This window comes from Runella sp. (genome assembly GCF_027484545.1).
GTDB lineage: Bacteria > Bacteroidota > Bacteroidia > Cytophagales > Spirosomataceae > Runella.
This window is the reverse complement of sequence record NZ_JAIXST010000154.1, coordinates 1-21,573: the sequence shown is the minus strand read 5'-3', so window position 1 is coordinate 21,573 and position 21,573 is coordinate 1. Positions and strand designations below refer to the sequence as shown.

Genomic DNA, 21,573 nt, shown 5'->3' with positions numbered 1-21,573 from the left:
CGATAGGACGTGATAACAGCTTCCGTCCCGGCGAGGGTCGTCCAACTCAAAGAAAAATTCAGCTACATTCATTTCCCAAAGGTCGGGCTAACTTACCACTTCATGCAATTGCCCTATCAAAAAACAGATAAGAATGTAATTGTGACTTTGGGGACAGTAACAAAAAAATGAAGCTACCAGCACAGCCGGTAGCTTCAACGAGTACAACAAAACCACAGTCAACAAGGCGAACCCTCTGTGGTATGTTGAAATATTAATTAAGCTTCTACTAAAAATTCATCGTGTTGGCTAATATCTAAACCTACTTTTTCGTCTTCTTCCGATACACGCAATGGCTCAATCATATCGGTGATTTTTAAAATCAAATACGACATTACAAAAGCAAAGGCCGAAACCAAAACGAGAGCAATCAAGTGGTTTTTGAATAATGTGAATGTACCATACGCCAAACCTTCATCTACTACGGCAGCATTTACACCTTTAGAAGCAAAGATACCGGTCATCAACATACCCATCATACCACCTACACCGTGGCAAGGGAATACGTCAAGCGTATCGTCCAATGTAGTTTTGGTGCGAAGGTGTGCCAAATAGTTAGAAACCATGGAAGAAATGGTACCGATAAAGATAGACTGTGGAATCGTTACAAAACCGCAGGCAGGTGTAATCGCTACTAAACCAACGACCGCACCGATTGAGAAACCTAAAGCGGATGGTTTTTTGCCTTTAGCGGCGTCAAACAATACCCACGCCAAACCTGCTGCTGCTGCTGCTGTGTTGGTAGCTCCTAAAGCAGACACGGCCAAAGGTCCTGAACCCACTGCCGAACCTGCATTGAAACCAAACCAACCAAACCACAATAAACCTGTTCCCAGTAACACGTAAGGAATGTTGGCTGGAGGTAAGAAATTAGCTTCAACGTGCGCACGGCGACGTTTCAAATAAATGGCTCCTGCCAAAGCAGCCCAACCTGCCGACATGTGTACCACGGTACCACCGGCAAAGTCTAATACACCTAATTTGAACAGAAAACCATCAGGATGCCAAGTCCAGTGTGCCAAAGGAGCGTATACAAAAATACTGAACAACACCATGAACAAAATATATGAACGGAATTTGATACGCTCTGCCAATGAACCTGTTACAAGCGCCGGAGTAATTACGGCAAATTTCAATTGGAAAAATGCAAACAACGCCAATGGAATCGTAGGTGCCAATGACCAAGGCTTTCCATCCAATACGCCGTTAAACATAAAGAAAGTCATAGGATTGCCAACCCAACCTCCGATTGAATCACCAAAAGCTAAGCTAAATCCTACCACTACCCAAACAATACTGATCACTCCCATGGCAATAAAGCTTTGCAACATGGTCGAAATCACGTTTTTGTGGTTTACCATACCTCCGTAGAAGTAAGCTAAGCCGGGTGTCATCAATAATACAAATGCCGTTGCGACCAGCATCCAGGCGATATCGCCAGAATTGAGACCTTCAGTCACAATTTGTTTCGGAATAGCAGGCATCAAAATCCCTAAAAGACTGATACCCAGCAAAATCACGAGTGGGATGTACTTTTTCATAGAGTTACTTGACTGGTTTTGGTTGTACTTGTTTTTGTTTAGCAAGGTTTTTGAAGGAGGATTCCATCAACTGAATGATGGAATCCTCTGTACAGGCAAGCCCGTTAAAATGTATTAAAACTTGTAGATAAAGGCCAAACCGAAAGTTGACTGTGAATTTTTCGTAAAATCACCCTTTGAATCTTCAAATTGTTGATTTTTAGTTTCGCCACTGCCTTCTAATTTTTTGTAGGCATCCAAACGGAACTCCGGCTTAATCAATAAGTGGCCGTCAGCCAATGTGAAGTTACCGGTTAATGTCAATGAGTTTACCGAAGTACCTTCGCCTTTTTTGTTAAGAAGTCCGCGTACACCGCTGGTGTTGTCAAAATATTCATAACGAGCTCCGATACTGAATACATCCGATGCAGCAACGCTTATGTAACCGGCTGCCCCACCCCAAGTTTCACTATCTTTGAAGGTGGCTCCTCCCTGATATTCACCTTTTTGAGACCCAAAAGCTGCGTTGGCACCAATCAAAAGTTTATCGGTAGCTTGCAGCGTAGTAACAATATCAAGTACACGGTAATGTGCATCAGGAGTATTTCCTTTATCGTCAGCATTTGCTTCGTTGCTGTTGATGAAGTTTAAATATACGTTCCAACCTTTCGCAGGATTCAGGAACAACTGAGAAATAAGTCCTTTTTTGCGGTTGTTATCGTTCAGGTTATCAACGTTGTTTACCAAACCTACCATCAAACTTGCTTTGTCAGAGAAAGCATAAGCTGCTTTTACCCCAATATGATAGAAAGGACCGTTGTTGAATAAGTTAGACAATGAATAGTTGAAGTTAACAGGAGCATCAATTACTTCATAACCGATGTGTGTTCCGAACTGACCTGCCGTCAACGTAAATTTGCTCGAAGCTTTCCAATTAAAATAGGCTTGCTTAATGGCAAGAGCTGTGTTTGTGTTTGAGCCAAGTGCGCCTAAAACGTTACCGTAGTTTCCAAGGTCTGCATTAGGCCCAAATGTCAAATCAACAACCACATCCGATTTCTCATTGCTGTATTGCATTTTGGTTTGCACTAAACCTAAAGAGAATTGACCTGATTTCTGGTCAAATGCACGTGCATTGCTTGCTCCTAAGTTTTTACGGGAAGCCGGCTTGTTGAAGTTACCGATATAATAAGAATCAGTATAACCTGAAAAAGTGAACGTACCCTTCTTTTCGTCTTCAGTCTTACCTTCTACTTTACCTTCCGTTTTTACTTCTGCTTTTGTTTCGGTTTTACTTTCTGTCTTTCCGTCATCATTTCCCTTGGGAAAAGCCAAAAAAGTTGTAAACAAACATAAGATAAGTAATTGTAGCTTTTGCATAATATTATTTTGTTTAAGGTGGGCAATATGTAGTTTTGTTTTTCGACACAAACATTACCTTATTTTTGTAAACATCCAAATTTTTGGTATAATTTTTAAGTATTTTTTTATAAAAGTTCACCATTCTTGTCATTTTAAGTGCGTCTTTTAAGTTATATTTAATTTTTTATTTAAATAATTTAATTTTTTAGTTTATTCTGCATTATCAGGTATTGCCAGAATATTATTCTTTTCATATAGGCAAAACATTTCAATGAAACATTTGAATAATTACATTTTTTAACGTGAATTATGGACAGATTTGGAATTGATTAAACACGACAATGGAAGGTTTGTGATCAAGAAAACAATAAGCAATTAATCCAATACAGATATTGAATTGCGCATTAATTGGACTACGATGACGGGTATGTTCAATATCAAATACCGATGTTAGCAGGTCGTTGACTGATTCAATCAGTCAACGCTTACGCAGTTTGAGTTTGTCTGGCAACTTCATGCAATGTCCTCGTCGGGAAATTTGGGCCAAAACCCGATGAGAGTGAATTCGTTTATTGTGACGAACCACTAGAGGCTTGCTGTTGATAATATAAAAGCCTGTGCGTTCTGAATTAGCGCAAAGCCATTTAAGAAGTAAAAATAGGCTGGGCAATAAACGCGGCATTCAAGCCACGAACCGCTCGTAAGTAATCAGATAAGGATAGTCATCATTTCACTGTCAGTAAGTTGTCCTGCTCGGCCAGTGGGCAAGATACCCTGTTGAGTTTGCCATTGGGTAAGTGCGTTGCAAAAATCATCACAAGTGATGACTAGTTCGATGAGTCTTAGTGCTTTTGATTCGTAGAGCGTAAAAGTATGAATAGGCTAATTTGTGAGGTTGCGCTACAAATACCTTTCTTTGTAGCATTTTATGCTCTCATTATCAAATATTTGAGTATTGAGAAAATATATAATTATTTGTTTATCAACAACTTAACAAACGCAATACTTGGTACTATTTACTTAATACTCCTTAAGATTATAGTTATCCATAATTCACGTTTTTTTTAATAATTAGGGACCATACATCAAACCTTTAAAAATCGGTAGAATAATACCGAAAGGGCAAAAAAAAGCCCCTGAATTGCTTCAGAGGCTTTCGTGAAAGAGGCTTAAACCTTATTCGCCATGCATCCAGGCTTTTTTAGCAAGGAGCGTGTCTTCATCTTCAACATTTTCGGGGTCGGGGACACAGCAATCAACCGGACAAACCGCCGCGCACTGAGGTTCCTCATGAAAACCCATGCACTCCGTACACTTGTCGGTTACAATGTAGTAAAACTCATTGGATACGGGCTCCTGTTTTGCTTTCGCACTCACTACCGTTCCATCGCCGTAGTCAATTTCTTCCAGATGAGTCCCACTTGCGTAGGTCCACTCTACACCCCCTTCGTATATTGCTGTATTCGGACATTCTGGCTCGCATGCACCACAGTTGATGCATTCGTCAGTAATCATGATAGCCATAATTGCACAGTATCGTTTAGTTTTGGGATATTTGCATTTGCAATTAAAAAACAAATTTAACTATTTAAAGTTTCGGTTGGGTCATAAAAATCACAATTCTTTGATTTTTTGTACTTTTCCTATAAATATTTCAATGGATACTATCAAAAAACGCATATCGCCTTTCATTAGCTTAGGAAAACTACTCAAAACTACCCTCATAGAAGAGGCAGTATTCAGAGCTTATTCCCACAATCACTGGTTTACGCCCGAGTTTGTAAGACAATCATTACGTGCTATTTCTGAGGAATATCTGGAGGAAGAAAAATTAAGTAATTGGATTGAGCCCTATTCTTTACATTATTCTTCACAGACTGCCCCTAAAAAGATTGGAGTAGTGATGGCCGGCAATGTCCCGGCCGTAGGATTTGACGATTTATTGTGTGTTTTGGTGAGTGGGCATCATTTATTGGCCAAAATCAGCAACGATGACCGCTCTCTGATGCTGTTTTTAATTGAAAAGCTCATCGAAATTGAACCAGAGTTGGCAGAGCGCATTTCAGTGGTCGAACGCCTCAACGCCGCCGATGCCTACATTGCTACGGGGAGCGACAATACCGCTCGCTATTTTGAATATTACTTTTCCAAGAAACCACACATTATTCGACGCAATCGAACGTCGGTTGGAATCCTGAACGGTAACGAAACCAAAGAAGAATTAGCGGCTTTGGGTCGGGACGTACTTCAATATTTCGGGTTGGGTTGTCGCAATGTAGCCAAGGTGTATGTCCCAGAAGGCTATGATTTCAGGGAATTTTACGAAGCAATTGAACCCCAACATGATTATTACGTCAGTCATCATAAGTACTTCAATAATTACGAGTACAACAAATCGGTGTATTTGATTAATCAGGAGCCTCACTTTGACAACGGTTTTTTGATGACTCGCGAAACCGAATCGTTGGTTTCGCCGATTTCAGTTCTGTTTTATGAACGTTATCAATCCGCAGATCATTTAGCAGAACTGTTGACTACAAATGAGGACAAAATTCAGTGCATTGTTTCCCAAAAAGGAAACTATCCAAACAGCCTACCTTTCGGGCAGGCGCAGTCTCCTACCCTGTTTGATTATGCAGACGGCGTAGATACAATGGCTTTTTTGACCGGCTTGTAAAATTCAACCAATAGGAATATGTCTCAAGCCAACCAACGCTATTTTGTACTCAACAAACCCTACAATATGCTCTCCCAGTTTATCGGGCCGTATGATATGCGGATGTTGGGCGATTTGGATTTCGATTTCCCCCCCGGCACGCATCCTATCGGTCGATTGGATAATATATCGGAAGGGTTATTGATTTTAACAACCAACAAAAAAGTAACACGATATTTATTTCAGGGCGAAAAACCCCACCGACGCAGTTATTTGGTACAAGTATATAAGGTAGTAAGTCAGGAAACGTTGGAACAATTAAGAACTGGCGTTACAATTCGCATTCGTGGTACGGAGGAACTGTACGTAACAGCGCCTTGTGAAGTAACGATGGTAGAAAAGCCCGCGAATTTATTCCAAAGCGGCTACGAATTCAATCAAAACGTTCCGAATAGCTGGCTCATCATTACGATGACGGAAGGGAAGTTTCGTCAAATACGGAAAATGATTACGGCCGTTAAACACCGTTGTCAGCGATTGATACGCATCTCTATCGAAGATTTAGCATTGGACGGCTTGCAACCCGGAGAAATCCGAGAAATTGAAGAAGCCGATTTTTTTAAGAAATTAAAAATTGATAATTGGCAGTAAACGTTGCGGTTACCTTGCATTGACTGCACGGTAACCGCAATTCACTAATTCCCAATCGTGATCTCCTTCTCCTTGTATCCTCCTCTTGTGGAGAGCAACTTCACCTTGGCTTTGATAGAGCCGCTTTGATTGAGTTTTACTTTGAAGGTAGCTTCTTTCTGTTCGCCTATTTTGGTGTAACCTGCGTAAACAGTTTTGTCAAACAGAGCAGGTTGTGTAATTACGGCTTTGGCTTCTTCAAAGCCTTTGAGCAACGCCTTGTCAATGTCCAGCGTCACGCGATCTTCCTGCACGATTTTGACGAGTTTGGCCTGTTCCAAGGCTACGGGGAGTTTACCGGAATTGCTCCAACGTACTTTTATCTCGTACTCGTTATTGGGTAACGCTTTCACAACTACGTCTTTAAAGTCAATTTGGGGCAATTCTTTGGCCATTGCCAAGTTAAACTTAGATTGTTTGGAAATCCAGTTTTCCAATTGCCACGCCGGGCCGTTTTGGGCAAAAAATTTGGGATGAAAGCCACCGATTTCCACCTCGCCCAACACAGGATGTGTAAGTTTTGTCCACGGTTTAAAACCATTCTTTTGGTTGGCTTCGTCGTCCCACATCAGGCCGTCGTATTCGTCGTATTGACCGTCTTTATCGTAATCTTTCATGGCACCACCGTTCCACAGTTCATCACCGTACCAAACCGAACCATAATAGAAATAGCCAAAATCGGGTCCGTGGCCAAACAAGGGCTGTAACTTGGTAGGGTCGCCGGTGGTGCGGTCAATCTTGCTGCGCATGGCGTAGGTTTCGTATACATCGCCTGCCCAGGGATACCCTGTAAAAGATAGTCCCAAGCTATCCATGTGTTTATAGATTTTCAAATCGGCAGGAAACATACTTTCCGAAGATTTGGAAGTGGAAGGCGGGCGCAAGTGCATCGGTACGCGCGTATCCATGGAATTGACCACCGAAATATTGGGGTGTTGCAACAGCCACAAAACAGTAGCACGCGTTTCGATTTCACTCAGCGGATAATCTCCTGCGCCGCCTTGCGTGTAGCCGCGCCCGGTCAGGTCACCGCCGGTATCGGGTCGCCAGTTTTCGGGGTAGTTGCGGTGGTTGTCAAGACCGCCAATGCCGTCTTCGTTGTATTTCCCGTCACCATCATTGTCAATGCCTTCGGTATAGACCAACCATTCTCCTTTGCCTTCCAACACGCGTTTCATGAGCCGTCCCGAAGGGTCTTTGGGGTCGAGTATAAAATCCGCTTTCTCTTTTTCGGCTTTAGTAACTGCTTTTTTTCTGATTTGATAAATAATTCCATCACCGTCGAGGTCTTCTTCTGGGTCTTCGTCCAGCAGGCCGTCGCGATCATCGTCTTTGGGGTGAACGGTGCTGCGGTTGCGTTGTGCCGTGAAAAGATACATCGTAGAGCCGTCAGGATTGTTTTCTGGGCGCAGATAAACGGCTTTGCTGTCAATAAGTTGGGTAATGGAGGCGTCCTTCCCGTAGTTTTCTAACAAGTGCTGCGTCATCCACAAAACGGCTTCGCTGCTCGTCACTTCACCGCTGTGCCGACCGGCTTCAAAATAAGCGGCGGGTTTGTCGGTGTGCTTACCGGTTCTTTTATTGGTAATTGTCATTTGTAAAATCGGCCTACCTTCGTAACTTTTAGCGACCTCATACAGGTCTACGATGTCGGGGTATTTTTCGGCCCATTTGCGGTACCAATGGTACATCACGTCGGGCGAATGATAGACATCGAAAGCGAGTTTATCCGTGGGAAAATACTGTACGTCTTTGAAATAGTGCTTTTTGAAAAAACTGACGCCGTGCCGCTCGCCTTTGACCGTATAAAACTTAGCAGCCGTATCCTGTTCGGGCCATTTTGGCTCTGCGTAGTACGATTTCTGGGCAGAGGCTCCGATAAAAGTGAACAAAAATAAAAGAAGAAGGGAAAGGTTTCTCATTGGTTTGTAGGTTAATGCAGTTGAATTGGCAAATTATTGAAAAAAACTGATTGTAACGTTTACAATTTGCTTTTTTACCTGTTCTTCCTACGTAACTTATTTATTGTTTTCAAACTCACTCGTTAACCATTAATTTTGACCAAATTTTTATTCATAGTGTCCATTTTTCCCAATATAGAAACCACTCCCGAAAATCTAATCAACCTATCATGAACCTTATCAAAATCGTATCTCTGGCTTTTGCCCTTTTGTTTGTTTATTTCGTTGTTGTCCAATACAACGACCCTGACCCTGAAGTTTGGATGCCAATTTACAGCATTGCCGTAGTGGCTTGTTTGAGCATTTATTTCAAAAAAGCACCTCATGCTTATGTATTTATCATCATGGGTGTTGCCTACTTCATTGCCTCGTATCAACAGTGGCCTCCTCAATATGAAGGGGTGTTTTGGGGAGAAATGAAAATGCGCAGTATAAATATTGAATTGGCTCGGGAGTCATTAGGACTTACCGTTTGCAGCATTGCCATGTTAATTATGGCCGCTTTGCGCAGGAAAATTTAAGAAGCAAGGCTTCGCCAAGGGGAAAAAGCAAGAGGCAAAGGGCAAAATGCAAGAGGCAAAGCTTAGTCAAAAGGGAAAAAAGCAAAAGAGCAAAATTGCAAACTTTAAACCATAAATTGCAAATTTACTTGCTTCTGTCAATCGTAAACTGTACCAAACCTTCGAGCGAAGTACGGTAGGTGGATTCGGGAAAAGAGTGCAGGATAGCTTTGGCCTCATCGACGTGTTTTTGCATGGCTTTTGTGGCGTACTGAATCCCTCCGGATTCCCGCACAAATTGAATGACTTCCGCTACTTTTTGAGGTTTGTCGCTGTGGTTTCTGATAATATTGATGATGTTCCGCTTTTTGCTCCACGTCGTTTGACTCAATGCGTGAATCAAGGGTAAGGTCATTTTTTTTTCTTTGATGTCGATGCCGAGGGGTTTGCCTACCTCGGCGTCGCCAAAGTCAAACAAGTCGTCTTTGATTTGAAAGGCAAGCCCTACTTTTTCACCAAACTGCTTCATTCTTTCTACCAATTCATCAGCTGCACCTGCTGATTGTGCTCCAACGGCACAACAGGAAGAAATCAGAGAGGCTGTTTTCTGGCGGATAATCTCAAAATAGACTTCTTCGGTTATATCTAAACGACGGGCTTTGGCCATTTGAAGCAATTCTCCCTCCACCACTTCCCGAACGGCGTTTGATACGATTTTCAGCAATGAAAAGTCTTGGTTATCCATAGAAAGCGACAAGCCTCTTGACAATAAATAATCGCCTACCAAGACCGCTATTTTATTTTTCCAAAGGGCATTGACCGAGAAAAAACCACGTCGGTAATTGGAATCATCGACTACATCATCGTGAACAAGCGTGGCGGTATGGAGTAATTCAATAAGGGCAGCTCCCCGATACGTAGACTCTGAAATCGTACCACTGACCCCGGCCGTGAGAAAAACAAACATCGGGCGCAATTGTTTACCTTTACGACGTACAATGTAGTTCATGATTTGGTCGAGCAACATAACTTCGCTTTTCATAAATTGCCGAAATTTGCGCTCGAAAGCATCCATTTCAGAAGCGATGGGGGCTTGAATATCGTTGATGGAAAGAGACATATTTTAAGTGGGCTAATCAGTAAACACGTATCAAATACTAAATAGTTTACCTGAAATTGCCGGCAGCTTTAACCTTTTCTTGATTTGTTATCTTACAAACGCCAAATTTGGGACAAAATCTATTAACATTACATCAAAAAAAGATAATTTGTTTAAAGATATTCGCTCATTTAGCTATTTCAACCTTTATTCATGAAAGCATTAGTACTCGGAGGAGGGTCACTCAAGGGAGCATTTCAAGTAGGTGTGGTGCAGGCCGTTTTAGAAGCAGGTTTTGAACCTGAGATGATTTATGGAGTTTCCGTAGGTAGCCTAAACGCAAGCTACTTGGTCAACGAAGCAGGAAAACAAGCTATTGAGCATAAAAAAATTGACTGGCCTAAAATCAGTCGGCAGTTGATTGAATTTTGGGTAAAAAACATCACCAAGCCCGAAGATATCGCCATCGTACGCTCACGCATCACGCTCGGCATTGATACGCTGATGAGCCGCTTTGACGGCCTCCTTGATACGACCCCGCTCCGAACGCTGATTCATCAAAATGTGGATGAGTTTATTTTAAAAAACAGTCCTGTCAAACTCAAAGTAGGTACTGTGGACGTGGTAAGTGGCAAAATGGTTTATGCCACTCCAGAAAACGAACATTTTTTGGACTATATATTAGCAAGCAGTTCACTACCTACTTTAATGCCGTCTGTTCACATCAAAGGACAACGCAAAGCGGCTTTTTTAGATGGAGGTCTGCGGGTGGTAGCTCCTCTCAAGGCCGCGCTCGAAGACGGCGCAACCGAGGTAATCTGTGTGGCCTGTCATGCAGAACATATTTACGACGAGCCGCTTAATCATCGTAATTTATTAAAGCTCATTGAGCGAGTGAAGGACATCAACGTCAATCAAGTGGTGAACAGCGACATTTCCTGGGCACAGAGTTACGTTGAAAAAGAAGGTCTGAAAGGCCGCTCTTTAAATCTGACCGTTATGCGTCCGCAAGAGCCCTTACATTTGGACATGCTTAAATTTAATTCTGACGATATTGTGCGCCTCGTTGTACAAGGTTACAAAACAGGTTTCGATTACATTCAGGAAAATGGATTACCCGTCATTGAAGTTAATTCTTCCAATGGCACTATAAAGAATCATACATCTATTTAATAACAGCAACTTTTGCCCTTCATGAATATCCAAGTTCGTAAAGGTACGCCCGAAGATGTACCTCAAGTATTTAAATTAGTTCAGGAATTGGCCGCTTATGAGAAGGCCGCCGATCAGGTAAGTAACACCCCCGAGCAAATGTTGGAAGATGGTTTTGGTCCCAACCCCATTTATGGACTGTTAGTGGCCGAAGTCGATGGTAAAATCGTTGGCATTTCCATGTATTATACCCGTTATTCCACTTGGAAGGGCAAGCGTTTGTATCTCGAAGACCTCATCGTAACCGAATCCATGCGTGGCTCCGGTTTAGGGAAAAAGCTGTTGGACGCTACCATTGCCGAGGCCCGCGCCACTCAATGCACGGGGGTCATGTGGCAGGTATTGGACTGGAACGAACCTGCTATCAAATTTTATGAAAGCTACGGTGCCCGACTGGACGCCGAATGGATCAATTGTCATTTGGATTTTTAGAACCTCACCCCTACCCCCTCCGCACGGGCGGCCCCGTCCTTTCAGGAGAAGGGAATTAGAATATGTTACGAGAGATGAGTATTGCAGAGAACATTCAAAAAATAGAGGCTGAAATTGCGCCCGGTGCCAAGCTGATCGCTGTTACCAAAACCAAGCCTGTTGAAATGCTGATGGAAGCATACGACGCGGGTTTTAAGCGATACGGCGAAAACAAGGTGCAGGAAATGGAAATGAAGCACGAGCAAATGCCCAAAGATATTGAGTGGCATTTGATTGGACATTTGCAGACCAACAAAGTGAAATACATCGCACCGTTCGTGTCCACGATTCACTCGGTAGATAGCCTTAAATTGCTACAGGAAATTAATAAACAGGCTGCTAAAAACAATCGGGTGATTGATTGTCTGTTGCAACTATTTATCGCTCAGGAAGAAACCAAATTCGGGCTTTCGGAAGAAGAAGCCAAAGAGCTTTTGACTTCGGACGCTTTTAGAGAGTTAAAAAACGTGCGAATTGCAGGCTTGATGGGCATGGCTTCCAACACCGATGACGAAGAACAAATCCGCAGGGAGTTCAGAAGTTTGAAGAAATTCTTTGATGAACTCAATTCGACACTTTGTGCCGGAGAGGCTACTTTGACAGAACTGTCTATGGGAATGAGCAGTGATTATCTGATTGCCGTTGAAGAAGGTAGCACCTTGGTGAGAGTTGGCAGTGCGATTTTTGGTTCGAGGTAAACATAGTTACTAAAAATAGGCCGCCGATTTGGGCAATTTTGCTTCAAATCGACGGCCTATTTTTTACCAATTCAAATTTTTATTCTTCTTCCACCACAGGGCCGAAAAACAGCACCCACGTTGAAAAATCTTCGCTGAATTCCACAAATTTGTGCGCGGCGTGGGCAGGAACAAACAAAAAATCTCCTGTTTTTACCATCGTTTGCTTCGCTTCCAATACAAAAGTAGCCTCACCCGTGGCAATGATGTACACCTCGTCGCGGTCGTGAGGAGTTTGTTTATCCACCAAATGGGGTTTGTACAATTCTAAATCCAGCGTACCGGTTTTGAAAAGCAATAAAAATTCTTTGGGATGCTGACTTAGTTTTTCAGTGGCTTCGGCGAGACTGACTTTTTGTGGAAACATGGCTGTATGTATTCTATTTTAGGCTTGTATCAATGGGAAATAGCGTTCTTTCAAAACGTTGACGTGGTGAATAGGATGCCCTACCAACACAAATCCCAATGCCAGCGGTGATATCTGTTGATTGAAACTGATGCCTTCGCGGTGGAACATTTGGTCACTAAAACTCTTAAAAAGCGCAAGTGTTGATTGACGAACTAACGTAAATTCTTCCAGCAAATCTTCCAAAGTACGCGTTGCGGCCGTGGTATTAGCCCCAAAAAGCTCTTCATCATAACCGGGAAGAGCCGTTTTATCATTTCGGGCAAAACGCATCGCGCGATACGACATAATGCGCTCATTGTCAATAATATGCTGAACAATGTCTTTAACGGTCCATTTGCCCGGTGCATAGACTTTGTCCTGCAAGGCTTCCAACGACGTTTTGAACGTGTGTTCTTCCAGTATGCCCGCAGTGGCTTGGAGTGCGTCTATGATATCAATGTCAGGGGCCAAATTGATGTACCGATCAAAAAATTGAGGCATGTGCTGAATATCCGAACGTTTCATGGGAGATGGGTAAGACGGTCAATCCGTCCGTTAGTTTTTATAGATGAATTAAGTGTTTTGGCAAAGATAAGTTTTTACTTAACTCGTCCGAAATCGGTTTTTCGCGAACGGTACGCAAAGGAATCAGTCCCGACCAAATCGGCAATTCCAAATCTTCTTCCTCATCAATCGGCATTCCGGTCCGTAATTTTGCCGAGGCTTCCTCAATTTTAAAAGCCAAAACTGTGGTTTTTTTGACTTCACTTTCGGTAATCGGGCGTAGGTAATCCCAACTTTCGGGTACTATTTTTTCGGTAATCCAGCGTAAAGCTTCTACTTTTTTCTCGTATTCCACTACTTTTTCGGCAGTTGAAAATAATACTACCGAACGGTAATTGACCGAATGGTGAAAGGCCGATTTAGCTACGACCAGCGCATCGGTAAACATTACCGAAATACAAACCGTAATGCCGGTTTCGATGGCGCGAATAAAATGACTGCCTACCGAACCGTGCAGATACAGGTAGTTGGCATAACGGGCAAAAGCCGTTGGAATGGAGAAGGGCTGTCCGTCAATAACGCAACTGGCAGTACAAAAAAGGGATTCGTCTAAAATTGAATAAACGGTTTCTTCGTCGTAATGGGCACGTTTGGCGGAACGACTCGGGGTGGTACGGGGAGTGGGCTGCATGAGTTATAGAATTTGCTGTTTTTTTAACAAAAGTATATCTTTACCGGATTGCTGTAAGTATCCACTTTCAACAAACTAAGTAGTCCACTTCTTCACCCTAACACTAATTAAAAACATGAGAAAGTACTTACTTTTACTCTTATCCTTGGGAACGGGAGCTGCAAGCGCCCAAACCTCGCCCAACAAAGGGCACGAAAATGCCATCAAAGAAATCAGCCAAAAGGAAAAGCAATACGGTGCTTTGGCCAAACAAATCTGGAACTACGCCGAAGTAGGGTATCAGGAAGTAAAAAGCTCGGCGCTTTTGCAGGAACAGCTCAAAAAAGAAGGCTTCAAAGTTCTGGCAGGCGTGGCCGAAATTCCTACCGCTTTCACTGCCACCTTTGGCGAAGGCAAACCCGTCATCGGGATTTTGGGTGAATTTGATGCCCTACCCGGGCTTTCTCAGGATTCTATCCCTGTCAAAAAAGCCATCGGAGGTATCGCAGGTCATGCCTGTGGGCATCACTTGTTTGGCGTGGGTTCAATGGCATCGGCCATTGCCGTCAAAAATTGGTTGGTTCAATCAGGTCATAAAGGCACCATTCGTTTTTACGGAACACCCGCCGAAGAAGGTGGTGCGGGCAAAATATACATGGTTCGAGCAGGGCTGTTCAACGATGTAGATGTAGTATTGCATTGGCATCCAGGTGACGGAAACAGTGCAAATCCTACCTCCTCCTTGGCCAATAAATCAGCTAAATTTCGTTTTCACGGAATCTCAGCTCACGCAGCAGGAGCCCCTGAGCGGGGTCGCTCGGCTTTGGATGGCGTTGAAGTGATGAATTATGCCGTCAATATGATGCGGGAACACGTTCCTTCGGCTTCGCGGATTCACTACGTTATCACCAACGGAGGCAAGGCTCCTAACGTCGTTCCTGATTTTGCAGAAGTGTATTACACCGTACGTCACCCGAGCCGTGAGTACGTCAATTCCATTTGGGAGCGTGTCCAGAAAGCAGCGCAGGGAGCGGCATTGGCTACCGGCACCACCTTTGACGAAGAAGTCATAAGCGGCGTCCACGAATTGCTTCCTAATGATGTATTGGCACAAATCATGCACAGCAATCTAAAAGCAGTCGGAGGAGTACAATACACCCCTGAAGAAGTAAAATTTGCCGAACAAATAAGTACCACCCAAGGCATGGGAATCCGAGAAATCGCGTCGGCGGCCCAAGTAGACCCTTTCTCAAGTGAAGGCGGCGGCGGTGGTGGCTCTACCGACGTGGGCGATGTAAGTTGGGCCGTACCTACCGTAGGTTTACGGACGGCTACTTGGGTACCAGGTACTCCGGCGCACAGCTGGCAGGCAGTAGCAGCCGGAGGAATGAGTATTGGACGAAAAGGAATGATGGTTGCCGCTAAAACCTTGGCTACTACCGCCATTGACCTGTTCCAAAATGAAAAGGCAATTGCTGACGCCAAAGTTGAATTTGAAAAACGTCGAGGTGCTAATTTTAAATATAACGCATTGATAGGTGACCGCAAACCAGCCCTGAATTATCGAGATTAGCAAAACCTTATAGGTCTGGAAGTCAGCACTAATCAGACCTATAAGGTTTAATATTGTCATAAATGACTGCCTACCAGTTACTTCTTTCCATTGACAAAACCGCCAAACAACCGGCGTATTTACAACTCGCGAATCAGTTAATGAATCTGATTCGCGAGGGTAAATTACGAGCCGGGCAGAAATTGGTGGGGTCACGGCAGTTGGCCATTTTGTTGACTATTCACCGCAAAACAGTTGTTCAGGCGTACGATGAATTACTGGCGCAGGGATGGTTGGAAAGTAAAACGGGAAGTGGTACCTACGTGGTCGAAAATTTACCCGAAGTTCATCCGCAACGACTAACGGAAAGCGCAGGGTTTGACCCAAATCCCCTTAAAACGGCTGGTTTTTCTTTCTCCGAAGCGCCGCATTTACGCCGAGATATCCTGCAATCGGTCACTTCACTGCATTTGGATGATGGCTTTCCGGACCCGCGATTAGCGCCCTTGCACGAGTTGACCAGAGCTTATCGAAGCAATTTATTGTTGGGAAATCCTTACGTTAAATTAGGGTATTCCGACACCAAAGGCTCGGCATGGTTGCGGCAGGAATTGTCGGTGTATCTCAATGAAACAAGGGGTTTAAAAATTTCCTCCGAAAACATTCTCATAACGCGCGGAACCGTTATGGGCCTTTATTTGGTCAGTACAGGGCTGCTGCAAAACGGTGACAATATCGTCGTAGGAGAAATGAGTTGGGGCAGCGCCGGCATGAATTTCGTGCAAGCAGGGACTAATTTGCTAAAAATAGCCGTGGATGAACATGGTTTGGTGGTAGATGAGTTGGAACAACTCTGCCAAAAACAGCCTATTCGGTTGGTGTATATCACCTCGCATCACCACTACCCTACCACGGTGGCTTTACGCGCCGACCGCCGCATCAAACTCCTGCAATTGGCTGAGGAGTACGGATTTATCATATTTGAAGACGATTACGATTACGATTTTCACTATTTAAGCAAACCGCTATTGCCCTTGGCCAGTGCCGACCGTACCGGAATGGTGCTCTACTGCGGTTCTTTTACCAAAACCATTTCTCCTGCTTTTCGCGTAGGATATCTGGTCGCCCCCGAAAATGTCATTCGCCATTTAGCTCAACTGCGACGTATTGTTGACCGACAGGGAGATTTGATACTGGAAAATGCCATTGCTGAACTTCTGCAAAACGGAGTGATTCAGCGTCAACTTCGCAAATCACTGCGCGAATACCGCGAGCGACGCGATGTATTTTGCGATTTACTGAAAACACAGTTGGGTAACTATGTCGATTTTCAAATCCCCGACGGAGGCATGGCCGTGTGGGCTCAGTTTGACAAGGGAATTGATTTGGAAGTTTTAGCTCAAAAAGCCATCAAAAAAGACCTGTTTTTTTCCAACGGCAAACACCATCTCCCGTTGACAAATGTAACGCGGTTAGGCTTTGCTTCTTCGACCGTGGGCGAACTGGAGCAGTGTGTCGCTGTACTGAAATCTTCTTTTAAGTAATCGGCAATTTCACTGTAAAAGTCGTTCCTTTTCCCTCCATACTTTCCACTTCAATCGTCCCTCCATGTCCTTTAGTAACAATGTCGTAGGTTAAACTCAATCCCAATCCCGTGCCTTCGCCGGTAGGCTTGGTGGTGAAGAAAGGCTGGAAGATTTTGGCTTTGGTCGCTTCCGACATTCCTAATCCGTTGTCTGTGACTCGGATTTCAACCGCTCGGGGGTCCGATTGGTTTTCAGCGAATTTGGTCGAAACTGTTACTTTGGGTTGGTAGGCAGTGGCAGTTAACGTCGGCAGGGTTCCAAACCCTGCCGACGTTTTTTGGTGTACAGAGTAAAAAGCATTATTAATCAAATTCAGCAGCACACGCCCTATGTCCTGCGGTATGACTTTGATTTTAGGGAGATTTTCGTCGGCAATCAATTCATAATCAGCGCCAAATCGAGACGTAGAACCGCTCATATTTTTGGCTCTTAATCCATGATAGGCAAGGCGCAGGTATTCATCTGCCAATTGATTTATGTCTGTGAGTTCAGGTTCTCCGACAGCATTTCGAGAGTGTTCCAACATTCCTTTGATGATGCTGCTGGCTCGTTTGCCGTGATAATTGATTTTCTTCTGGTTTTGGGAAAGATCATCCAGTAACTCGTTTTCTAACTCTTTATCTCGTTTTCCGTCTTCCTTGCTCCGTTCTTCCATTAATTCCGAAATTAACTCCACGCTGAGTTCCGAGAAATTGGTGACAAAATTCAACGGATTCTGAATTTCGTGAGCAATCCCAGCCGTGAGTTCTCCCAAACTTGCCAATTTCTCGGCTTGAATCAGTTGATTTTGAGTAGCCTTCAATTCACTGAGGGCCTTTTCAGCTTTTTCCCTCTGCAGATGTATCTCTTCTTTTTGATGGTGCAACAACGCATTGGCCTTCTGTTTTTGGCGGTTGTTACGGTAGAGAAAAAAAGCAAAAATCAGCACACCGCTCAAGATCGCCATCAAGGCATACAATTTAATTTTAGTTTCAAACTCCTGTTTATGAGCTTCCAACCTTCGTTGCGTACGTGCTTCCCGCTCCTGTTCTTCGTAGGCGAGTTTGTCTATTTGTCTGGTTTTTTCCTGAGCAAACAGCGTGTCCCGGGCGGCGGTTGCCATTTTGTAATACGTCAGGGCTTCGTTGGGTTTGCGGTATTTTTCATAGACTTGTGCCAACAAAGTAGCGGCCTCCATCACTGTGAAAAGATAATAGACATTGCTTTGCTTTTCTTCCAGGGCTTTTTTGCAGTAATAAATCGTGGAATCTTCCTGCCCCAAACTGCTGAACAATTTTGCTAAACCCTGATACGCCCTTGAAATCGTGTAGTTGGTTTTCAGCTGACTAGAGTATGAAATGCTTTTTCGGTAATAGTTGAACGCTTGGTCTGTTTGTCCCGATTGAGCGTAGACAGTTCCCAAATAATAAGTGGAAGAAGTAATATAAGTAGGCATTTGATTCTTCAATGCAACTTCATACGCCTGCTTTAAATACACAATCGCCGAATCATACTTTCCCATATCCCGATAGGTGGTACCCAAACTTAAACTGATAGGATTGATGGTTTCGGAAATATAGTGGGTAGCTTGGACAATTTGGGCTTTTTTGGCATAGTCAAGGGCCTTTTTATAGTCTTTATTGAGCGTGTATATATTGGAGATAGTGGATAAAACTCTCGCCAGTTCTTCGGGTTTATCGTTCCTTTCACAATATTGCTTTGCCTCCATAAGCAACTGAAGGCCTTCGGCATGGTCGTTGGTTCGAGCCAAAATAAAGCTCAGGGAAATAGTGCACAGCAATTTTCCGGGCATATACCCAATCCGTTCGGCGAGAGCCTTGCCCTGTCGTCCATATTTTAAAGCGCTATTGAGGTCAATGGCCGTATAACAACGGGTTAACTTTTCCAAAATCAATACCTTAGCGGTATCTTCTTTGGCTTTCATCAGCTCCTGCTTCAAACTGTCGGCGAGGGAGGGGCTTATGTTAGGCTGTGAAAAAGCCATTTTTGTAATCACTAACAAGAAGATTAAACAGCCGTATTTTTTCATGTGTATATAGGGGTTCCTGCCAAGCAAATGTAGGATTTTATTCTCTACTAAAGATACAGAGTTTCTTTCTGTTTTGCTAAAAATAAACGCTGCAAATTTGGGGAAACGTCCAGGCTTGAGCCTTCCTTTATCGCTTTAAAATTCAATATAAATCCTAACTTACTTACGCCATCAAAGTAAAACGCTGCGACCGGAAAAGGCTTCGCGACGTTTTTGTTTAAAAGAGGTATTTAACGTCAGCGAGGTTTTGAACCTCGCTGACGTTAAATACCAACATTTTAAGAAATACTGACAGCTTTCATTGTACTTCCTCAAAATACTTTTTAAGTTTAGCACAAATTTTCATTCACCCTTAATTTCATTCATCATGGCCGAAAAACAGTACAAAATCTTACTGTCGGAAGACGAAATTCCGAGACATTGGTACAACATTCAGGCAGACATGCCCAACAAACCGCTTCCTCCGCTGCACCCCGGCACGAAGCAACCGGTAGGCCCGGCCGACTTGGCGCCGTTGTTTCCGATGGAACTCATTAAGCAGGAAGTCTCGCAGGAGCGTTACATTGAGATTCCCGAAGAAGTACGTGAGATCTATAAATTGTGGCGTCCTACGCCGATGTTCCGGGCGCACCGTCTGGAAAAAATGCTGGATACGCCCGCCAAAATTTACTACAAATACGAAGGTGTAAGCCCATCGGGCAGCCACAAAACCAACACGGCCGTGGCGCAGGCGTATTACAACAAAATGGAAGGCGTCAAGCGCATCACCACCGAAACCGGAGCCGGGCAGTGGGGTACGGCCTTGGCCATTGCGTGTCAGATGTTTGACATTGAGTGTGAGGTGTTTCAGGTGCGCATCAGCTATAACCAAAAGCCGTATCGCAAAGCGTTAATCGAGTCGTTCGGAGCAAAAATTTATCCTTCGCCTTCTGAATTAACCGAATCGGGCCGCAAAATATTGGAGCAATATCCCGATACGCCGGGCAGCTTGGGCATTGCCATTTCCGAAGCCATCGAATGTGCCGTACAGGACGAAAACTGCAAATATGCCCTCGGAAGTGTATTGAACCACGTGCTCATGCACCAAACCATCATCGGGCAGGAGTGCTTGGTACAAATGGAAAAAGCGGGCGATTATCCCGACATCGTCATTGCGCCGTTGGGTGGAGGCTCCAATTTTGCGGGGATTTCGTTTCCGTTCTTGCACCAAAACCTGACGCAGGGCAAAAAAGTACGCGCTATTGCGGTAGAGCCGGCATCGTGCCCCAAACTCACCAAAGGCGAATTCCGCTACGATTTCGGCGACTCGGCTGGCTTTACGCCGTTGTTACCGATGTACACCTTGGGTCACAATTTCCGTCCTGCGGCCATCCACGCGGGAGGACTGCGCTACCACGGAGCCTCGGTGCTTTGTTCGCAGTTGTTGAAAGACGGGCTGATCGAAGCCAACGCCATTCAGCAATTGGAATGCTTTGAAGCGGGCATCGCCTTTGCCAAAGCGGAAGGAATTATCCCTGCTCCCGAAGCCACGCACGGCATTGCGCAGGTATTTCGTGAAGCCCAGCGCTGCAAGGAAGAAGGCAAATCCGAAATCATTCTGCTTAACCTTTGCGGACACGGTTTCTTAGACATGCAAGCCTACATGGATTATTTCGACGGAAAACTATCCGACCATTTCCTAACCGACGAAGAATTGAAATCAGGGCTGAAAGAGTTGGAAGGCTATCCAAGCATTTAAGCATAAGTAAGTTATTATCCGTTAATCGTTAGCTGTAAAAATTAGGCAATGACACTAGCGGAAACTTTCGCCCAACTAACTACTTAACCAGCAATCATAGCAACAAAAAAAGAAGGCGTTAATGCCTTCTTTTTTTGTGCTTACCCCAATGTCAACTCCACTTTAAAACCTTCCTCATAGTTTGCCATCAGGCGTCCGCCGAGTTGGGTGGCGCGCATTTGCATGTTACTGAGGCCCAGCCCATCCGAAGATGTCGGGGTTTGAAGTTGGGAACCATTGTCATGAATCACTAAATGCAGTCGATTTCTTTGCTCAGAAAAGACTATGTTAACGTGCGTGGCGTCGGAATGCTTCACAATATTGACAATGGCTTCCTTAAAAATCAGATAGATATTTTGCCTTTTTTGTGGGTCAATAAATTTTTTACCGTCTTCCACTTCCACTTTAAACTCGTGCGAAATTTGCTTCCGATTGAGGTTACGATCGGCAAAATCTCGCATTCGGTCAATCAGATTTTCGTATTTATCCTTGTGTGAATCAATTGCCCAAACGGTGTCCCGCATTCGTTCCATGGCATCGTGACTCATGCTGCTTATTTCAAGCAATGAATCTTTTTGCTCTTCTTTGGCCGAAAAAGCCAGCATTTGCGATTGCATAGCCAAGCCCGACAAAATGGTACCGACATCGTCGTGGAGGTCACTGGAAATTTTGGTACGAATCGCAGTAGTTCTTGAAGGGTGTCAGGGCTTTTTCATAAAACAGTTTAACTTCTTGCAAAACAGCTCTTTGCCTTGTGTCTATCAAAGTTAAAATCTTCTCTGACGAGCCTTATATTATTTGTTATATTCTTTTTTGGTAT

The 21,573-nt window shown here is 44.0% G+C and carries 19 protein-coding genes; 9 read left to right on the top strand and 10 right to left on the bottom strand.

The genetic code is table 11. From position 1 onward, the window contains the following. Positions 1-257: 257 nt before the first annotated feature. The 3 genes from Q0081_RS14260 to Q0081_RS14250 all read right to left on the bottom strand — a co-directional run bounded on the left by Q0081_RS14260 (position 258) and on the right by Q0081_RS14250 (position 4,445). Positions 258-1,580, bottom strand: a complete 1,323-nt coding sequence (locus Q0081_RS14260; protein WP_298354573.1) for an ammonium transporter — start codon at positions 1,578-1,580, stop codon at positions 258-260. Between the two features lie 114 nt (positions 1,581-1,694). Next, complete coding sequence (locus tag Q0081_RS14255) at positions 1,695-2,939, bottom strand: porin (RefSeq protein ID WP_298354571.1); 1,245 nt, start codon at positions 2,937-2,939, stop codon at positions 1,695-1,697. Positions 2,940-4,097: 1,158 nt separating this feature from the next. Further along, positions 4,098-4,445 (bottom strand): 4Fe-4S dicluster domain-containing protein, encoded by a 348-nt coding sequence (locus Q0081_RS14250; RefSeq protein WP_298354569.1) that lies wholly within the window; start codon positions 4,443-4,445, stop codon positions 4,098-4,100. Between the two features lie 133 nt (positions 4,446-4,578). Here Q0081_RS14250 and Q0081_RS14245 point away from each other — a divergent pair, with 133 nt between their 5' ends. Both Q0081_RS14245 and Q0081_RS14240 read left to right on the top strand, forming a co-directional pair. Then, on the top strand, positions 4,579-5,598 hold the full coding sequence (locus Q0081_RS14245; protein ID WP_298354567.1) for an acyl-CoA reductase: 1,020 nt from the start codon (positions 4,579-4,581) through the stop codon (positions 5,596-5,598). A gap of 18 nt (positions 5,599-5,616) precedes the next feature. Then, positions 5,617-6,228 carry a pseudouridine synthase gene (locus tag Q0081_RS14240; protein WP_298354565.1) on the top strand — a complete coding sequence of 204 codons (612 nt, stop codon included), beginning with the start codon at positions 5,617-5,619 and terminating at the stop codon, positions 6,226-6,228. A 44-nt stretch (positions 6,229-6,272) separates the two neighbouring features. On the opposite strand, the gene Q0081_RS14235 is transcribed toward Q0081_RS14240, so the two are convergent. Beyond that, positions 6,273-8,189, bottom strand: a complete 1,917-nt coding sequence (locus Q0081_RS14235) for a M14 family metallopeptidase (RefSeq protein ID WP_298354563.1) — start codon at positions 8,187-8,189, stop codon at positions 6,273-6,275. A 209-nt stretch (positions 8,190-8,398) separates the two neighbouring features. Here Q0081_RS14235 and Q0081_RS14230 point away from each other — a divergent pair, with 209 nt between their 5' ends. Further along, positions 8,399-8,749, top strand: coding sequence for a transmembrane 220 family protein (locus Q0081_RS14230; protein WP_298354561.1), 351 nt, complete (start codon positions 8,399-8,401; stop codon positions 8,747-8,749). 124 nt (positions 8,750-8,873) lie between these two features. Here Q0081_RS14230 and Q0081_RS14225 read toward each other — a convergent pair whose 3' ends face one another. Beyond that, the gene (locus Q0081_RS14225; RefSeq protein ID WP_298354560.1) at positions 8,874-9,848 is read right to left on the bottom strand and encodes a polyprenyl synthetase family protein; all 975 of its coding nucleotides are present in this window, start codon (positions 9,846-9,848) and stop codon (positions 8,874-8,876) included. Positions 9,849-10,040: 192 nt separating this feature from the next. Here Q0081_RS14225 and Q0081_RS14220 point away from each other — a divergent pair, with 192 nt between their 5' ends. The 3 genes from Q0081_RS14220 to Q0081_RS14210 all read left to right on the top strand — a co-directional run bounded on the left by Q0081_RS14220 (position 10,041) and on the right by Q0081_RS14210 (position 12,208). Continuing rightward, positions 10,041-11,000, top strand: coding sequence for a patatin-like phospholipase family protein (locus tag Q0081_RS14220; protein WP_298354558.1), 960 nt, complete (start codon positions 10,041-10,043; stop codon positions 10,998-11,000). A 21-nt stretch (positions 11,001-11,021) separates the two neighbouring features. Next, complete coding sequence (locus tag Q0081_RS14215; RefSeq protein WP_298354556.1) at positions 11,022-11,471, top strand: GNAT family N-acetyltransferase; 450 nt, start codon at positions 11,022-11,024, stop codon at positions 11,469-11,471. A 74-nt stretch (positions 11,472-11,545) separates the two neighbouring features. After that, positions 11,546-12,208: a YggS family pyridoxal phosphate-dependent enzyme gene (locus Q0081_RS14210; RefSeq protein WP_298354554.1), complete on the top strand. Its 663-nt coding sequence runs from the start codon at positions 11,546-11,548 to the stop codon at positions 12,206-12,208. 79 nt (positions 12,209-12,287) lie between these two features. Here the strand turns inward: Q0081_RS14210 and Q0081_RS14205 are convergent, their stop codons facing one another. From Q0081_RS14205 to Q0081_RS14195, 3 genes are read right to left on the bottom strand one after another with little or no spacing between them, the layout of a single operon-like run. After that, entirely contained in the window at positions 12,288-12,614 is a 327-nt protein-coding gene (locus Q0081_RS14205; protein WP_298354551.1) for a cupin domain-containing protein, read from the bottom strand. Between the two features lie 18 nt (positions 12,615-12,632). Beyond that, positions 12,633-13,160, bottom strand: coding sequence for a DinB family protein (locus Q0081_RS14200; protein ID WP_298354549.1), 528 nt, complete (start codon positions 13,158-13,160; stop codon positions 12,633-12,635). A 37-nt stretch (positions 13,161-13,197) separates the two neighbouring features. Beyond that, on the bottom strand, positions 13,198-13,830 hold the full coding sequence (locus Q0081_RS14195) for a pyridoxamine 5'-phosphate oxidase family protein (protein WP_298354547.1): 633 nt from the start codon (positions 13,828-13,830) through the stop codon (positions 13,198-13,200). Positions 13,831-13,945: 115 nt separating this feature from the next. On the opposite strand from Q0081_RS14195, the gene Q0081_RS14190 reads away from it, so the two are divergent. Next, positions 13,946-15,382, top strand: a complete 1,437-nt coding sequence (locus Q0081_RS14190; protein ID WP_298354545.1) for an amidohydrolase — start codon at positions 13,946-13,948, stop codon at positions 15,380-15,382. A gap of 62 nt (positions 15,383-15,444) precedes the next feature. After that, the gene (locus Q0081_RS14185; RefSeq protein WP_298354543.1) at positions 15,445-16,905 is read left to right on the top strand and encodes a PLP-dependent aminotransferase family protein; all 1,461 of its coding nucleotides are present in this window, start codon (positions 15,445-15,447) and stop codon (positions 16,903-16,905) included. On the opposite strand, the gene Q0081_RS14180 is transcribed toward Q0081_RS14185, so the two are convergent. Further along, positions 16,898-18,931: an ATP-binding protein gene (locus tag Q0081_RS14180; RefSeq protein WP_298354541.1), complete on the bottom strand. Its 2,034-nt coding sequence runs from the start codon at positions 18,929-18,931 to the stop codon at positions 16,898-16,900. The two genes, Q0081_RS14185 and Q0081_RS14180, sit on opposite strands and share 8 nt — an antisense overlap. Positions 18,932-19,343: 412 nt before the next feature. Between Q0081_RS14180 and Q0081_RS14175 the strand changes: the two genes are divergently transcribed. After that, a complete protein-coding gene (locus Q0081_RS14175; protein ID WP_298354537.1) occupies positions 19,344-20,714 on the top strand; it encodes a TrpB-like pyridoxal phosphate-dependent enzyme in 1,371 nt (456 codons plus the stop codon). 140 nt (positions 20,715-20,854) lie between these two features. Here Q0081_RS14175 and Q0081_RS14170 read toward each other — a convergent pair whose 3' ends face one another. Beyond that, positions 20,855-21,421 carry a sensor histidine kinase gene (locus tag Q0081_RS14170; RefSeq protein WP_298354575.1) on the bottom strand — a complete coding sequence of 189 codons (567 nt, stop codon included), beginning with the start codon at positions 21,419-21,421 and terminating at the stop codon, positions 20,855-20,857. Positions 21,422-21,573: the final 152 nt, after the last annotated feature.

Coding starts and splice junctions, on each gene's coding strand:
- Q0081_RS14230 (WP_298354561.1), top strand. CDS start 8,399: ATGAACCTTATCAAAATCGTATCTCTGGCTTTTGCCCTTTTGTTTGTT.
- Q0081_RS14200 (WP_298354549.1), bottom strand. CDS start 13,160: ATGAAACGTTCGGATATTCAGCACATGCCTCAATTTTTTGATCGGTAC.
- Q0081_RS14245 (WP_298354567.1), top strand. CDS start 4,579: ATGGATACTATCAAAAAACGCATATCGCCTTTCATTAGCTTAGGAAAA.
- Q0081_RS14240 (WP_298354565.1), top strand. CDS start 5,617: ATGTCTCAAGCCAACCAACGCTATTTTGTACTCAACAAACCCTACAAT.
- Q0081_RS14210 (WP_298354554.1), top strand. CDS start 11,546: ATGAGTATTGCAGAGAACATTCAAAAAATAGAGGCTGAAATTGCGCCC.
- Q0081_RS14215 (WP_298354556.1), top strand. CDS start 11,022: ATGAATATCCAAGTTCGTAAAGGTACGCCCGAAGATGTACCTCAAGTA.
- Q0081_RS14175 (WP_298354537.1), top strand. CDS start 19,344: ATGGCCGAAAAACAGTACAAAATCTTACTGTCGGAAGACGAAATTCCG.
- Q0081_RS14235 (WP_298354563.1), bottom strand. CDS start 8,189: ATGAGAAACCTTTCCCTTCTTCTTTTATTTTTGTTCACTTTTATCGGA.
- Q0081_RS14255 (WP_298354571.1), bottom strand. CDS start 2,939: ATGCAAAAGCTACAATTACTTATCTTATGTTTGTTTACAACTTTTTTG.
- Q0081_RS14250 (WP_298354569.1), bottom strand. CDS start 4,445: ATGGCTATCATGATTACTGACGAATGCATCAACTGTGGTGCATGCGAG.
- Q0081_RS14220 (WP_298354558.1), top strand. CDS start 10,041: ATGAAAGCATTAGTACTCGGAGGAGGGTCACTCAAGGGAGCATTTCAA.
- Q0081_RS14225 (WP_298354560.1), bottom strand. CDS start 9,848: ATGTCTCTTTCCATCAACGATATTCAAGCCCCCATCGCTTCTGAAATG.
- Q0081_RS14260 (WP_298354573.1), bottom strand. CDS start 1,580: ATGAAAAAGTACATCCCACTCGTGATTTTGCTGGGTATCAGTCTTTTA.
- Q0081_RS14190 (WP_298354545.1), top strand. CDS start 13,946: ATGAGAAAGTACTTACTTTTACTCTTATCCTTGGGAACGGGAGCTGCA.
- Q0081_RS14185 (WP_298354543.1), top strand. CDS start 15,445: ATGACTGCCTACCAGTTACTTCTTTCCATTGACAAAACCGCCAAACAA.
- Q0081_RS14195 (WP_298354547.1), bottom strand. CDS start 13,830: ATGCAGCCCACTCCCCGTACCACCCCGAGTCGTTCCGCCAAACGTGCC.
- Q0081_RS14205 (WP_298354551.1), bottom strand. CDS start 12,614: ATGTTTCCACAAAAAGTCAGTCTCGCCGAAGCCACTGAAAAACTAAGT.
- Q0081_RS14180 (WP_298354541.1), bottom strand. CDS start 18,931: ATGGCTTTTTCACAGCCTAACATAAGCCCCTCCCTCGCCGACAGTTTG.